Origin of the sequence: Halomonas sp. HNIBRBA4712, assembly GCF_043558675.1 — a bacterium.
Classification (GTDB): Bacteria; Pseudomonadota; Gammaproteobacteria; order Pseudomonadales; family Halomonadaceae; genus Vreelandella.
The window spans coordinates 243,682-258,470 of sequence record NZ_JBIFXR010000001.1 but is presented as its reverse complement, the minus strand read 5'-3'; the positions used below and the strand labels follow the sequence as shown (position 1 = coordinate 258,470).

Here is a 14,789-nt window from a genome sequence, read left to right as displayed (position 1 = left end):
CTTACCTCTTGACCACAGAAACTGAGTGCAACACCTGCCGGTTCCGCCATGATGTTGCCCTATGTCATGCGTCGAGCTCAGCATTAAAGAACGCAGCACTATCCAAGTTAGCAGCGCTCAGGGCATGAGCTTGGGTCACACTGCCCGGATACTTGAGCGCGCTCCCTTTAACATTTCACGTGGGGTGCGCCGCCACCTGACAGATCAGCGGCCTTAATGTATCCGACACGCATAGCAACAGCATCAAGGGCGATGTGTACCCTGTCGCCCGAAGCGCAAGCTGATACCCGGCACCGAACGCCTTAAGCTGATAGCCCATTTGCTGCATCGACGGTTGTCTCCAGAGTAGATTAGCGGCAAGCTTAAAGCCATGACATGCGCGATGCTTACGTCTGCCGCAAAACGATCTACAACACCATTCATGCCTTGCCCATTGGCCAGCTTCGTAAGGAACTAATCCACTGCCTGTGGCAAGGTAAATTTACGCGAAAGCCTAGCCGTGACGAAGTGGATCGGCACGGCCAGATCCATGATATGGTCAATATTCACCTACTCCTTCCCGAGGTCGACACACGTGAAATGCCCGACCACTGGGAAGGAGACCTGACCAGGGGTAAAAACAACGGCTCCGCCTTTGGCACGCTGGTTGAACTGAGCAGCGGCTATCTACTACTGGCGAAATTGCGTGACGCATTAGCCACGTCAACGGTTTAAGGCTTCAGTGCAGCGCTAAACTAGGTGCCTCAGGGGGGCCGCAAGACGATAACATACGACCAAGGCCGGGATATGGCGCGTCACGCCGGAATCATGCAGCGCTCCGGCGTTGCGATTTACTTCTGTGGCCCGCATTGCTCTTAGCAGCCAAGAGGCAATGAAAATATCAATGGTTTGATCCGCTAGTACCTGCCGAAGGGCACGGCCCTGTCGGTACACCGTCAGGAGGAACTCGACGCCATTGCCTTCGAGCTGAACGTGCGTCCGCAAAAAAGCCTTGATTTTAAATGTCAGATTGAAGTGATGAGCGAACTGATGGCGAAGTATTACGAGCGTCCATCAACCATCCAGTTAAAGTATTGCGTTCAGAGTCTACATCCGCCGCCTTTTAGGCTTTTCGCGAAGAATCCTTTAGCATAAATTCGTTCTTCACTTTTCTCTAGCCTTCTTAAACAGGATATGGGTACCCATTCACACTAGACATTCAGATAAAACTCCTTCGTACTTTGGCAATTCATTCTCCATGCCTAACACTTTAATAACCAGCGTGTGATCACGCGCCCAGCATCTAAATCACATAATTGGCACTTACTATGCTTTTGCATGATGTTCAACTATGCTTGCCGCTTTATTACTACCTGCAGGCAGTAAAGTGATCATACCCGCACTTTCCTCAAAGTGGATGTATTTCTCTTTGTGCAAGACTTTTAGAATCTTTCTATAATATGTTCTGTTTGTTGATTCTGTCCATCCCATTAATTCATCAATAGAGACATCCTTATAGGTTGATGAAGAAAGAAGCAAAATTTGATCTCTTAAATTCATTTTTGGAGACAAAACTTTCTTCAGGCCATTACTATCCCATACCAGTGGAGTACCTCTTTGAGCAAGTTTATCTACTGCAATTTGTGCCTCTTCAAGCGTACCTGTATGAAATACTCGAACTAACTCCGCTAAGACCCAGTTAACAATGGTAAAAACCAAAGCAGCATCAACTGTATTTGCATCTAGCTCGCCTCCTACATGACTTACACCGCGATTATTTCTGACCTCATATAATACTGGCAACATCCTAGGAATAAGTATCTGAAAACTCCTAGGCAAAGATATTTCACTTTCAAGTTGTTTACATGCGATGACCATATTTCTTGGCTTGGATGGTGAGGTAGGGTAGTTTCCATCAACATGACCTTTTATAATGGAATACACAATCTCACAGATTTTTCCAGCACCAAGCTCAGCAGGTTCCCATCGGTGTTCCATATAATTTCGAGTGAGTTTTTGATACTCTTGAATCAATGGTACTCTAAGGCCTGAAGGTAAAGAACCTAAAAGCGTTTTCAATTCAGTCATATTAGCTTATACCTAATTTTTTCTTGCCTTCTTCAGTAACATAAAATTGCTTTCCCTCTTTCTCACAACATCCTTGAGTAACGTTACGATTCAAGCAGTCGGAAGCATTTCCAAGTCTTTTTTGATTTGCCGAACTTAAGGCTGAAGTGACGTCTTTTGTCTGGAGCCTGTTAGAACCTTTCGACTCTAGCCATATTGCTGTTGCAAGAAACTTGAGATTTTGATTCGAATCCGCTTTATTTTCCCTTAACCATATAGCAAGTGGCTTGGCAGCTATTTCATTGTGACCTGATAAATCAGCTGCCTCACTATTTATGTCTTCACTTTCTTGGGTTATTGGGCTACTAGTAGATGAAGCTAATGAAAGAAGATTTTCCGCTTTATCAAGAATTTTATCTAACTGCTCGGAAAGCCATGATGGCTCACCTTCCCCCGAGAAGGTAATTTGCCCAATAGTAATTTCTATTTTTGCTTCAGCCATGTCTTTACCTTTTCTTGGATTGTTTGAAAGTAAGGGTGATAATGCTTCTAACCGCATAAAGCCAACGCGGCCTACAACTTACTAATTCATCTAGAGCCGATTAATTTACAGGCAACCTATACTTTCTTCGCGTGCCCACACGCTCTGCTGGATTCAATCATACCCTATCCACAAATTGACCTTCGGTCACGCTTAAATTTGATGGCAGTCATCGGTCACAGGCCAGCACCCATCAATTTTTATATAGGGCTCACAAACACTGCCGCTCGAAAGCGGCGGCATCAAATACATGATTTCAAAGGCAAGCCTTAAAGCACCACCTCATACCCCTCAAACTTCGGCGGCCCGAGATAGATCCCATCCGGCGACTTGGCATTGGCATGCGCCTTACGAAACGCGTCGGACTGCGTCCAGGCGCGGAAGGCGTCTTCAGATTCCCAAATGCTGTGGGAGATAAACACGGTGTGGTCGTCCTGCTTGTCGCCCTGGAGCATCTTGAACTCCTTGAAGCCGGGCACTTCCTCGAGGTGCGAGTCGCGGTTGCGCCATACCTCGAGAAAATCCTCTTCCCGGCCCGGGGCGATACGAAAACGGTTCATGGCGATGTACATGGGCTTGCTCCCTGATGAAAAGTGGCCAACGCTTGATGGTAACGCTACGACCCAGGCACGGATAGCCCAAGGAGACCCATGGCCACTACCGGTATTCACGTGGTGTGGTTCAAGCGCGATCTGCGCGTTCATGACCACGCCCCGCTCACCCTCGCCGCCGAGGCGGGTTGGGTGCTGCCGGTGTTCGCCATCGAGCCCGGCCAGTGGCAGGCGCCGGATAGCGCCCTTCGCCACTGGCAGTTCGCCGCCGACTCGCTGGTCGATTTACAGTGGGCGTTGAGCGCGCGGGGGCTGCCGCTGTGTATCTGGGAAGGCGACGTGCTCGCGCTGCTCGCCGCGCTGAAGGCGCACTACGGGGCCCTCACGCTTTACTCTCATGAAGAAACCGGCAACGCCTGGAGCTATGCGCGCGACGTGGCGGTGCTCAAGTGGTGCCGCGCTGAAGGTGTGACGTGGCACGAACACCGCCAGGTGGGCGTGGTGCGTGGGCTGACAAGCCGCGTCGATCAAGGCGCCCGGGAGGCACAGTGGGAGGCGCTGATGCAGACACAGCCCTTCAAGGCGCCCGCCTACGCCCGCCCGGCCACCGGCTGGGAGGCGTTTCATCACCGGCCGGTGGAGGAACTGCACACGCTCACGCTGGGTGTCGACACCACGCCCTGCCCGGAGCGCCAGCCCGGCGGTCGCCGCGCCGGTCGCGCACTCTGGTATGGCTTCATTACCCAGCGCGGCGAGCGCTACCGGGGCTCGATCTCCAAGCCCTTGCGGGCCGAGGTACACGGCTCGCGGCTTTCACCGCACCTGGCCTGGGGCACGCTTTCAATGCGTGAGGTGGTGCGCTCGCTGCGCCACCAGCGAGAAAAGCATGCCGAGAAAACCCGCTGGGCGCATTCACTACGAGCGCTTGCCTCGCGGCTGCACTGGCACTGCCACTTCATTCAAAAACTCGAAAGCGAGCCGAGCATCGAAGATAAAACCCTGCACCCGGCGCTGAGAGGACTGCGCGAGCGCGATCCAAAACACCCGCGGCTGCTGGCCTGGAAGCGGGGCCAGACCGGGGTGCCGCTGGTGGATGCCTGCATGCGCTGCCTGGTTCACACCGGCTGGATCAACTTTCGCATGCGCGCGATGCTGATCTCGTTTGCCACCTTTGGCCTTGGCCTTCACTGGCGTGAACCCGGGCTTCACCTGGCGCGGCTGTTTACCGATTTCGAGCCCGGCATCCACTACCCGCAGATCCAGATGCAGTCCGGCGCTACCGGCTTCAATACGCTGCGCATCTACAACCCGATCAAGCAGGCCGAGGACCACGACCCCGGCGGCGAATTCATCGCCCGCTGGGTGCCGGAACTCAACGTGCTGCCGGTGGAGTGGCGGGCCAAACCCTGGGCGCTGCCGCAAAGCCTGCAAGTGCGCTACACTTTCATTCCCGGCGAGCACTACCCGCTGCCCCACGATTTCGAAACCGAAGCGCAGCGATGGAAAACACTGATTCACGAGGCGAGCCACACGCCGGAGGCCAAAAAGATCAGTCAGGCGTTGATGGCCCGACTTGCCAGCCACCGCCGCCCCAGCGCTCGTCGCGGGCGGGTAAAGCCCGTCGATCATCGCCAGCTTGCGCTGTTCGAGCCGCCCGCCGACGAAGCACCCCCTTGAGCTTTGACCCGAAAAGCGTAAGTGATTAGGCTACGGCCTCCCCTCTTGATGCCCCGTGCGGGGCGAACGCCAGGCACCCACCATGCAGCTGACCCGCTTCACCGACTACTCGATTCGCGTGTTGATCTATCTCGCCGTCAAGGGTGAGACGCGCGCGACGATCGGTGAAATCGCCGAGGCCTTCGATATCTCGCGCAATCATCTGATGAAGGTGGTGCACGAGCTCTCGCGCAAAGGCTACGTCACCGCGATGCGCGGCAAGAATGGCGGGCTGGTGCTGGCGCGCGCTCCCGCCACCATCGGGCTCGGGGCATTGGTGCGCGATACCGAGCAGGACATGGGCCTGGTCGAGTGCTTCCAGCAAGGCAACGGCTGCGCGATCACCCCGGCGTGCCGGCTCAGGCCCATTCTGGGCGAGGCGCTGGCTGCCTTTCTCGCCGTGCTCGACCGCTACACCCTGGCAGACGTGCTCGACGGCCACGTGCCGGAGCTCGCCGGACTTTTGCGCATCCCCGCTGCCCAGCTGTGAACGCAGTCTCTCGCTAACGCGCCACTTCTTGATCCAGATCAACATCCGGCGAGCCTGCGCGCTTGAGCTCCATGAGCTCGCCTTATAAGATTCATTTTAAATACATCTTATAAGGAGCACGCCATGCTGAGCCACGACCAGGAAGCCTTGATTGCCGCCACCGCCCCGGTAGTCGCCGAACACCTCGAAGCCATCACCCGCCGTTTCTACCCGCTGATGTTCGAGCGCTACCCGGAGGTGAAGGTGCTGTTCAACGAGGTCCACCAGCAAAACGGCAGCCAGCCCCGGGCGCTGGCCGGCGCGGTGCTGGCCTACGTGCAGCTGCGCGGCAACCCGGCCAAGGCGCGGGCGGCGCTGGATGTCGTGGTCAGCAAGCACGTCTCGCTCAACATACTGCCGGAGCACTATCCCATCGTCGGCGAGTGCCTGATGGCGGCGATCGGCGAGGTGCTGGGAGACGCGCTCACCCCGGAGATCGCCAATGCCTGGGGCGCGCTCTACGGGGAGCTTGCCGCCCTTCTGATCGATCTCGAGGACCAGCGCTACCGCGAGTTCGAACGCCGCCCCGGCGGCTGGCGCGGCGCGCGCCGCTTCAGAATCGCGCGCACCCGTCAGGAGAGCGCGGTCATCCGGTCGTTCGTTTTCGAGCCCGAGGATGGCGGCCCCGTAGCAGCCCATGAACCCGGCCAGTACATTGGCGTGCGCGTGATGATCGACGGCGAGCCGGTTTATCGCCACTACAGCCTGTCCGACTTGCCCAACGGCCGTAGCTACCGGATCTCCATCAAACGTGAGGAGCAGGGTCGCGTCAGCCGCCACTTCCACGACGCATTGAACGTTGGCGATACGCTGGAGCTTCTGCCGCCGGCCGGCGACTTGACGCTCGTCGAAGGCAGCGAGCCGCTGCTGCTGGCCAGCGGCGGCGTAGGCCAAACGCCACTTCTCCCCATCGCCCGCCAGGCGCTGGGCCAGGGCCGCCGGGTGGTGTACCTGCACGCCGCGATCGACCGCGACCACCACGCGTTTAGCGATGACGTCAAAGCGCTCAAGCGCGACTACCCGGAGCAGCTGACGGTAGTCAACGTGCTCGAGCACGGTGAAGGGATCGAACACAGCGGTCGAATCGATCGTGATCTGCTGGCCCGCTACCTGCCGGGGCCCCAGGCGCGCTGCTACTTCGTCGGCCCGCAGGGGTTCATGGCCGCCGTGGATACCGCGCTGGCGGGGCTGGGTATCGATGCTAGCCACCGCCACTTCGAGCACTTCGGCCCGGCCAGGCCGCTGGTGGCCGCCTAACGTCAGGCAGGCAATCAGCCTTTATTCACGGGGAGGCAACATGGCAAGGATCGCACTGAAACGCGCATTCGACACCCCGGAAAAGGACGATGGCTACCGCGTGCTGGTGGATGGCCTCTGGCCCCGAGGCGTGGCGAAAGAAGACGCCCGTATCGACGAATGGCCGAAAGAGATCGCCCCCAGCCGCGAGCTGCGCGAGGCGTTTCACACAGGCTCGATTGGCTGGGGAGAGTTTCGAAAACGCTATCTCAAGGCGCTGACCGAACACCGTGAAGCGCTTAGGCCGCTGGCCCGGCGCGCGAAGCAGGAGACGGTAACGCTGGTATTCGCCTCGAAACAGACGCACCACAACAACGCCGAGGTAGTGCGCCAGTACCTGAACATGCTGGAGTGAGCCGTACAAAACATGCCACATTTCCGGAGCGGTTGCAGACGGTCAGCGCAGCCAGCGTGCCATGCACTGGCGTTTACGGTGCCGGCAGAATGGCACCCTGAAGCTGGCGCGTATTGTCACTGCTCGGTGAAGGCGAGTCCGTCTTTGGAATGGGCGATAGAACCACACGGTTACGTCCTTCGCGCTTTGCCCGGTAAAGCGCCTTGTCGGCCGCTTCGGCAAAGGTCGACATGCTATCGTCGCCATGAGCCACGCCCGTCGCCACACCAATGCTGACCGTCAACTGAATGACCTCGCCGGCCGTGGTGATACGCAACTCTGCAATGGCCGCTCGAATCCGCTCGGCCATTGCCCCGGCCTGACCGCTCGCCAAGTCGTAAAAGACAACGGCGAACTCTTCGCCCCCAAGACGGCCCGCAAAGCCAGCCTCGTTTTCGCTGTACCCGCCCAGCGTTTTACCTACCCGCGCCAGGCACTCATCACCCACGTTGTGACCGTGGGTATCGTTGATCGCTTTGAAGTGGTCGATGTCGACCATCAGGAAAGCGAGCCGCACAGGCGCGGCGAGACTGCTCTTACCAACCTCCTCGAAGTTGTCTTCGAAACCGCGCCGATTGTTGAGCCCTGTCAGCGGGTCAGTGCTGCTCAGCGTCAAAAGCTCCCGGTTGGCTTCCTCCAACTGGCGAGTGCGCAAAGCGACCTGTTTTTCAAGCACCCGGTTGTTTTGCGCCTGCACCGCCATAAGGGCATTTTGCGCCTTTAATCGGGACGCCCTTTCTCGGCTGATACGTTCGGCCAGCGCAATGGAAAGAAGCAGAAATTCCAGAATGAAGCCCATCAGTTGGGCAGCGCGTATGGCGAAGTTCATGGAGACCGCGCCCCTCATTGCGATCACCAAAAAAAACGTGGCCGTCATCAGACACAACCATGCAATGAAAAAGTAAATGGCAGAGACATTGCCCCGCTGCCAGACAATGAACGCAATGGCCAGCATCGTGATGCAGGTAAGAGCCCCCGCCTCTTCTATAAAGAGTACATGAGCATGGTTCGGGAGCAGTAGAGAGACCAGAACGACGCACGACCAGTAAACGACCAGCATATCGATACAGCGCGTGAGCCAGCGCCCTTCGCTTTTCAGGTTCAAAAACTGCCGTTCAAACATACAGGCCGATAAAAACGCCAAGCCAATCGACAGGAAGTCCACGCGCAGACTGAACCACGGCCACTCGGACCAGAGAAAATAGGCGCCGTAGTTGTAAATACTCGCCACATGGAGGATAACCGCCGCCAAATAACCGCAGTAATACAGATAGGAACGGTCCCGGATGAAGACGAACAGCGACGCACTGTAGAACAGCATGACCAGCATGGCACCAAAGAAGGCGCCCATGCGCAGATAGTCATGGAGCGCTTCTCGATGGAACGTTTCGCGGTCGAGCATTCGCAGGGGAAGAATCAGGGGTAACTGACTCTCCAGGCGCAAATAAACCTCCGCCGCGCCAGAAGGCAGCGTGATGGGGAGACTCAGCATAGGGCTGGCGACGCCTCGCCGGGAAGGCTCGATAAAATTGCCGGTGCGTACCGGGGCCGACCACTCACCGCTTGCACGGTCCAGCACCCGCGCTTCGATCAGGTTATAGCTCCAATCGACCGTGAGCAGGCGCTGCAAGGGCACCGGAGTGGCGTTATCCACCCGAAAGCGCACCCAAGCGCCATCGGGCTGATTGCCCAGGTTCAGCGTCGGCTTTGGATTGGGTTGCCATTTATCTGTCCGGGCGGCGTCTTCTGCCTCTGGAAAGTGACCGGCGTTGGTACCAACCAGATACTCGAGTTCACCGGCCAGGCGGCCCGTCAGGGCATCAGAATCGAACTCTTTGGTGTTGGTCCAGATAGAAGAGAGACTGATATATCCAATCAACACGATGGCCAGGGCCACCACAAGACCGGCAAGGAATCGCTGCATTCGCTAGCCTTAATTAACAAAAAGTGAACTCCTTATCGGCCGCTCGCTGGCTACCTTGAGGCTTGAAGGGCGCTGGATGTTGGGCCCTGCTGGAACAGAGACGTCGTGTCTTTATCCTCGCTTAGCTGGGTCAGCCCCGGCTACTCCAGCGGATCACCCGGCCCATGGTCAGCCCCTGCACCACGATCGAGAACACCACCACGCAGTAGGTCAGCGTGAGCACCAGGTTTCTAAGATCGCCTTCCGGCAGCGACAGCGCCATGGCCACCGAGATACCGCCGCGCAGCCCGCCCCAAGTGAGAATCCGGATCGTGCCCGGCGCTTGCTCTCTCGCCCGCTTGAGCGCGCCCATGATCAGCGAAACACAGAACCCGCGCGCGCCCACCACAATCGGGATCATCAGCGCGCCGGCGAAGAGCCAGGTGCGCTCGATGGGCAGAATCAGAAGCTCCAGGCCAATCAGGAAGAAGAGCACCACGTTGAGAATTTCGTCGACCAGCTCCCAGAAGGTATCGACGTTCTCACGGGTCTTGTCCGACATCGCAAAGAGCCGCCCGTGGTTGCCGACGAACAGCCCCGCGATGACTACGGCGATGGGCGCGGAAAGGTGCAGCCCGTCCGCCAGAGCGTAGAGCCCCATGGCCAGCGCCAGGGTGAGCATGACCTCGACCTGGTAGTTATCGACGCGTTTGAGCATCTGGTAGGCGAGATACCCGACAACCGAGGCGAGCAGCAGCGCCCCGCCGACCTCCTTGAGCAGCAATAGGCCAATCGAGGTCGCGTCGATGGGCGAGCTCAGATGCGCACTTTCCGCCCCACCGTCGAGCCCCGCGAGCTGCAGAAGCACCATGAACACCACCACGCCGAGGCCGTCGTTGAACAGCGACTCGCCGCTGATCTGGCTTTCGAGCTGCTGGGAAACACCCACGGACTTCATGATCGCCACCACCGCGATGGGGTCGGTCGGTGAGATCAGCGCGCCGAACAAAAGCGCGTGCAGATAGGGAATGCCGAGCCCCATCCACCCTAGCGCCCACCAGGCGAGCGTGCCGACGATAAAGGTCGACATCAACGTGCCCACCACCGCGAGCAGCGCGATGGGTAGCCACTCCTGGCCCAGGTGGTCGAACTTGACGTGAATCGCAGCGGCGAACAGCAAAAAGGCGAGCAGGCCGTGCAGCACCACCTGGTCGAAATCGAGCCGCGCGACCAGCGCCGTGGCCTCGTCGCGCAAGGCGTCGTTGTAGGGGCTCACCAGAATCAGCAAAAGCGAGGCAATCAGAGCCACCAGCATGACGCCGATGGTCGTCGGCAGTTTGATATAGCGGTGGTTGAAATAACTCGACACGGCGGCAAGCGTGATCAGTACGCTCGCCAGAGAAAACAGGCTCATCGGGGCTCCAGGTTACATAGAAGGAGGTTTGGCGAACGCGGCGCCACTTTCAAAACCCCTAATGTAGCCGCAAACGAAAAAAAACGCCCCCGTCACCGGCGATGACGGGGGCGAACTCACCTTCAAAATCGGCGTATCAGCCAAGCGTCTCGAGAGACGCTTCGATGATGGACAGCCCCTCTTCCAGCACCTCGCTCGAGACGGTCAGCGGCACCAGGATGCGCACGGCGTTGCCGTAGAAGCCACACGACAGCAGGATCAGCCCTTTTTCACGCGCCCTGGCGCAGAGCGCCGAGGTAGCGGCGGGGTCGGGCTTGCCGTCGGCGTCCACCAGCTCGAAGGCGGCCATGGCACCGAGCTGGCGGCCGTGAGCCACGTGCTCGAAGCGCGCTTCCCACACGCCGAAGCGCTCGGCAAGCATGCGGCCCATCTGCTCGCTGCGCGCGAGGATGTTCTCTTCCTCGATCGTCTCGATCACCGCCAGCGCCGCCGCGCAGGCGAGCGGATTACCGCTGTAGGTGCCGCCGAGCGAGTTGGGGCCGGAGGCGTCCATGACGGCAGCGGTGCCCACCACCGCCGAGAGCGGCATGCCGTTGGCGAGGCTCTTGGCGGTCGTCAGGATGTCCGCCTCGATGCCGCTGTGCTCGAGTGCGAAGAGCTTGCCGGTACGGGCGAAGCCGGACTGCACTTCGTCGGCGATCAGGAGGATGCCGTGCTCGTCGCACAGCGCGCGAAGGGCCTGCAGGTATTCCGGCGAGGCGATATAGAAGCCGCCTTCGCCCTGCACCGGCTCGATGACGATGGCCGCGGTGCGGTGCGGGGCGATGTCGGTCTTGAACAGCGTGCGGATGGCCTCCAGAGACGCCTCTTCGCTGACGCCGTGGATCGGATTGGGGAACGGCGCGCGGAAGACGTCACCGGGCATCGGGCCGAAGTCGTTCTTGTAGGGCAGCACCTTGCCGGTCATGGCGAGTGTCATCATGGTGCGCCCGTGGAAGGCGCCATCAAACGTGATGATGCCGGAGCGGCCAGTGGCAGCGCGGGCGATCTTCACCGCGTTCTCCAGCGCCTCGGCGCCGGTATTGACCAGCATCGCCTTGCGCTCGGGGCCGCGTACCGGGGTGCGCTCGCACAGCTTCTGGCAGAGCTCGACGTAGGGCGCGTAGGAGATCACCGCCGCGCTGGTGTGCATCACCTTCTTGAGCTGGGCTTCAACGGCTGCGACGATCTTCGGATGGCGGTGGCCCAGGTTCAACACGCCGATGCCGCCGGCGAAGTCGATCCAGCGATGGCCGTCGGCGTCCCAGATTTCCGCGTTTTCGGCGCGCTCGGCGAACTGAGCGGTCGGCGTGGCGGCGCCCTTGGCGACGAAGCGGTTCTTGAGTTCGTTCAGTTCCTGATTGGTCATCGTCAATTCCTTATAGCCCGCCGATGCAGGCATACTTCAGTTCGGTAAATTCATCGAGCCCGTGGTGGGAGCCTTCACGGCCAAGGCCGGACTCCTTCACGCCGCCAAAGGGCGCCAGTTCGGTCGAGATCAACCCTTCGTTGACGCCGACCATGCCGTACTCGAGTGCTTCCATGGTGCGCCAGATGCGCCGGTAGTCGGTGGCGTAGAAGTAGGCGGCCAGGCCAAAGGGGGTGTCGTTGGCCATGGCAATCGCCTCTTCGTCGCGCTCGAAGCGAAACACCGGCGCCACCGGGCCGAAGGTCTCTTCACTGGCCACGGCCATCCCGGTGGTCACGTCCGCCAGCACCGTGGGGGTGTAGAAGCGCTCGCCGGCCGCATGAGGCTCGCCGCCGCACACCACCCGGGCGCCCTTCTCTTTGGCATCGCTGACGTGGCGCTGCACCTTGTCCACCGCCGCCTGGTTGATCAGCGGGCCGATGGTGCTGCCCTCACTCAGGCCGTCGCCCACTTTCAGCGCTTGAACGCGGGTAGCGAGCTTCTCGACGAAGGCGTCGTACACGCCGTCCTGCACCAGAAAGCGGTTGGTGCACACGCAGGTCTGGCCGGCGTTGCGGAATTTCGAGGCGATGGCGCCGTCGACGGCGGCGTCGAGATCCGCGTCGTCGAAGACGATGAACGGCGCGTTGCCGCCAAGCTCCATGGCGGTCTTCTTGACCGTGCTGGCACACTGAGCGAGCAGGCGCTTGCCCACCGGCGTGGAGCCGGTGAACGACACCTTGCGCACCCGCGGGTCCGTGGTCAGCACCTCGCCTACCTCGACGGGTTTGCTGGCGGTGACCACGTTGATGGTGCCTTCGGGAAGACCCGCCTCGCGGCCAAGATACGCCGCGGCGAGTGCCGTCAACGGCGTGGCTTCGGCGGGTTTGATCACCACGGTGCAGCCGGCGGCGAGCGCCGGGGCGCACTTGCGGGTGATCATCGCCAGCGGGAAGTTCCAGGGCGTAATGGCGGCGACCACGCCGACCGGTTCGCGGGTGACCAGAATGCGCTTGTCCGCGCCGTGGCTCGGCAGCGTTTCGCCGGCCATGCGCTTGGCCTCTTCGGCGAAGAACTCGATGAAGGAGGCGCCGTAACCCACTTCGCCTTTCGCCTCGGCCAGCGGCTTGCCCTGCTCCAGGGTCATCAGCCGGGCAAGGTCGTCGGCATGCTCGGTAATCAGCTCGAACCAGCGGCGCAGGATTTTCGCGCGCTCCTTGACCGGAGTCGCACGCCAGGCCGGGCCGGCTTCATACGCCGCCGCAACGGCGTCTTCGGTATCGTTACCGCCAAGCTCCGCTATGTGGGCGATGGTCTCGCCGGTGGCCGGGTTGTCGACGGCGAAGGTCGCGCTACCCTGGCGCCACTCGCTACCGACCAGTGCCGGTACGCTGTCGTTTAACCATTGATCGATAAAACTCATGAAGTACTCCCGGACGTTACAGATCGTTCAACATGTGACGGTCGCTATAGGCGCGCCCGTAGGTGCGCAGCGAATAGACGTAGAGAATGAGGCCCAAAAGCGACCAGGCGGCGAAAATGATCCACTCGGCGCCGGTCAGCGCGGCGGGGCTTCCCGGCAGGTAGAGAAACGCCATGGCCAGCGACATCAGCACCGCCGCCACGCCGCAGGGTATGCCGAAGCTCACGCGAAACGGGCGCGGCATGTCCGGCTCGCGCACGCGCAGCACGATGAAGGAGACGGCGACGAACAAGTAAGCGATGACGATGCCCAGGCCCCCGGCATCGACGATCCACACCAGCGCCGGGCGCCCGAAAAACGGCGCAATGCAGGAGAGAAAGCCCATCAGGAAGACGGCGTTGGTCGGCGTCTTGTAGCGCGGGTGCAGTTTGGCGAAGGTTTGCGGCAGCATGCCGGCCTGGGCCAGCGCGTAGATCGCCCGCGAGCCGCCGATGTAAAAGGCGTTCCAGCTGGTGATGATGCCCGCGATGCCCGCCAGTACCATCAGGTTGCTCGCCCACTCGGCGTTGAACAGCACGCCCATCGCTTCCGGCACGGTCAAACTCGCGTTTTCGAGCGCGGTACTATCGAGCATCAGGCTGGTGCCCAGAATGATCAGCGAGTACCAGGCCACCGCCAGCAGCACCGAAAGCATCAGCACCTTGCCGATCGCCTTGTAGGGCAGGTTGATCTCCTCGGCGGCCTGGGGGATGACGTCGAAGCCGACGAACAGAAACGGCACCATCACCAGCACCGCCACGATCCCCGCCATCAGGCCGGTATCGCCCGGCGCGAATAGCGGCGACATGTTGGCACTACTGCCCTCGAACAGCGCGCCGGTAATGAACATGACGCCCACGACCAGAATCAGCCCGGTCACCACTTTCTGCAAAAGCGCGGCGGTGGTGACACCGAAGTAGTTGATCATCATCATGGCGAGCGAGCCGCCCACGCCGACCGCCACCCAGGTCGCCTTCACTTCCCAGCCGGCGATGGTCCAGAGATGCCCCACCGCGTAGTTGGGCGCGATGTACTCGACCACGGTCGGCAGCGCCACCGCCTCGAACGCCACCACGCTCAAATAGCCCAGAATGATTGCCCAGGTACACAGAAACGACGCCCCGTGGCCGAGTGCCCGGTAGCTGTAGACATGCTCACCGCCGACTTTCGGCATCGCCGAGGCGAGCTCGGCGTAGGTCAGCCCCACCAGCAAAATCGCGATACCACCGACGATGAAGGCGAGAATGGCGCCGACGCTTCCGGCGGATTGAATGGCGGTGCCGGTCAGTACGATCCAGCCCCACCCGATCATGGCCCCGAAGGCCAGCGCCAGCACGTCCCCGCGTGCCAACACGCGAACAAGCTTGGCCTGTTCAGGAGTCGATGTACTCATGAGTGTGTATCCCATCAGTGATTGGTTGTTGTGTAAGCGCCCGACGCGACCGGCGTCAGAGCGCTCTTTAATACACGCTAGCAGGCAAAACCAGTCG

The 14,789-nt window shown here is 60.0% G+C and carries 12 protein-coding genes and 1 pseudogene; 5 read left to right on the top strand and 8 right to left on the bottom strand.

Annotation, left to right across the window (positions count from 1 at the left end):
- Positions 1-61: 61 nt before the first annotated feature.
- A pseudogene (locus ACGK9R_RS01295) lies at positions 62-1,065 on the top strand (IS30 family transposase); the annotation flags it as partial.
- A gap of 240 nt (positions 1,066-1,305) precedes the next feature.
- Here the strand turns inward: ACGK9R_RS01295 and ACGK9R_RS01290 are convergent.
- The 3 genes from ACGK9R_RS01290 to ACGK9R_RS01280 all read right to left on the bottom strand — a co-directional run bounded on the left by ACGK9R_RS01290 (position 1,306) and on the right by ACGK9R_RS01280 (position 3,159).
- On the bottom strand, positions 1,306-2,067 hold the full coding sequence (locus ACGK9R_RS01290; RefSeq protein ID WP_394577755.1) for a hypothetical protein: 762 nt from the start codon (positions 2,065-2,067) through the stop codon (positions 1,306-1,308).
- A 1-nt stretch (position 2,068) separates the two neighbouring features.
- On the bottom strand, positions 2,069-2,548 hold the full coding sequence (locus ACGK9R_RS01285) for a hypothetical protein (RefSeq protein WP_394577754.1): 480 nt from the start codon (positions 2,546-2,548) through the stop codon (positions 2,069-2,071).
- 308 nt (positions 2,549-2,856) lie between these two features.
- Positions 2,857-3,159 (bottom strand): antibiotic biosynthesis monooxygenase family protein, encoded by a 303-nt coding sequence (locus ACGK9R_RS01280; protein ID WP_394577753.1) that lies wholly within the window; start codon positions 3,157-3,159, stop codon positions 2,857-2,859.
- A 78-nt stretch (positions 3,160-3,237) separates the two neighbouring features.
- On the opposite strand from ACGK9R_RS01280, the gene ACGK9R_RS01275 reads away from it, so the two are divergent.
- The 4 genes from ACGK9R_RS01275 (at position 3,238) to ACGK9R_RS01260 (ending at position 7,034) form a co-directional block, all read left to right on the top strand.
- The gene (locus tag ACGK9R_RS01275) at positions 3,238-4,815 is read left to right on the top strand and encodes a deoxyribodipyrimidine photo-lyase/cryptochrome family protein (RefSeq protein WP_394577752.1); all 1,578 of its coding nucleotides are present in this window, start codon (positions 3,238-3,240) and stop codon (positions 4,813-4,815) included.
- 82 nt (positions 4,816-4,897) lie between these two features.
- Positions 4,898-5,344 (top strand): Rrf2 family transcriptional regulator, encoded by a 447-nt coding sequence (locus ACGK9R_RS01270; protein ID WP_394577751.1) that lies wholly within the window; start codon positions 4,898-4,900, stop codon positions 5,342-5,344.
- Positions 5,345-5,467: 123 nt separating this feature from the next.
- Positions 5,468-6,640: an NO-inducible flavohemoprotein gene (gene hmpA, locus ACGK9R_RS01265; RefSeq protein WP_394577750.1), complete on the top strand. Its 1,173-nt coding sequence runs from the start codon at positions 5,468-5,470 to the stop codon at positions 6,638-6,640.
- A gap of 40 nt (positions 6,641-6,680) precedes the next feature.
- The gene (locus ACGK9R_RS01260; protein ID WP_394577749.1) at positions 6,681-7,034 is read left to right on the top strand and encodes a DUF488 domain-containing protein; all 354 of its coding nucleotides are present in this window, start codon (positions 6,681-6,683) and stop codon (positions 7,032-7,034) included.
- A 73-nt stretch (positions 7,035-7,107) separates the two neighbouring features.
- On the opposite strand, the gene ACGK9R_RS01255 is transcribed toward ACGK9R_RS01260, so the two are convergent.
- The 5 genes from ACGK9R_RS01255 to ACGK9R_RS01235 all read right to left on the bottom strand — a co-directional run bounded on the left by ACGK9R_RS01255 (position 7,108) and on the right by ACGK9R_RS01235 (position 14,692).
- A complete protein-coding gene (locus tag ACGK9R_RS01255) occupies positions 7,108-8,997 on the bottom strand; it encodes a diguanylate cyclase (protein WP_394577748.1) in 1,890 nt (629 codons plus the stop codon).
- 130 nt (positions 8,998-9,127) lie between these two features.
- On the bottom strand, positions 9,128-10,390 hold the full coding sequence (locus tag ACGK9R_RS01250) for a cation:proton antiporter (protein ID WP_394577747.1): 1,263 nt from the start codon (positions 10,388-10,390) through the stop codon (positions 9,128-9,130).
- 136 nt (positions 10,391-10,526) lie between these two features.
- Positions 10,527-11,798 carry a 4-aminobutyrate--2-oxoglutarate transaminase gene (gene gabT / locus ACGK9R_RS01245; protein WP_394577746.1) on the bottom strand — a complete coding sequence of 424 codons (1,272 nt, stop codon included), beginning with the start codon at positions 11,796-11,798 and terminating at the stop codon, positions 10,527-10,529.
- 10 nt (positions 11,799-11,808) lie between these two features.
- Positions 11,809-13,260 (bottom strand): NAD-dependent succinate-semialdehyde dehydrogenase, encoded by a 1,452-nt coding sequence (locus ACGK9R_RS01240; protein ID WP_394577745.1) that lies wholly within the window; start codon positions 13,258-13,260, stop codon positions 11,809-11,811.
- 16 nt (positions 13,261-13,276) lie between these two features.
- Positions 13,277-14,692 carry an APC family permease gene (locus ACGK9R_RS01235; RefSeq protein WP_394577744.1) on the bottom strand — a complete coding sequence of 472 codons (1,416 nt, stop codon included), beginning with the start codon at positions 14,690-14,692 and terminating at the stop codon, positions 13,277-13,279.
- Positions 14,693-14,789 lie beyond the last annotated feature (97 nt).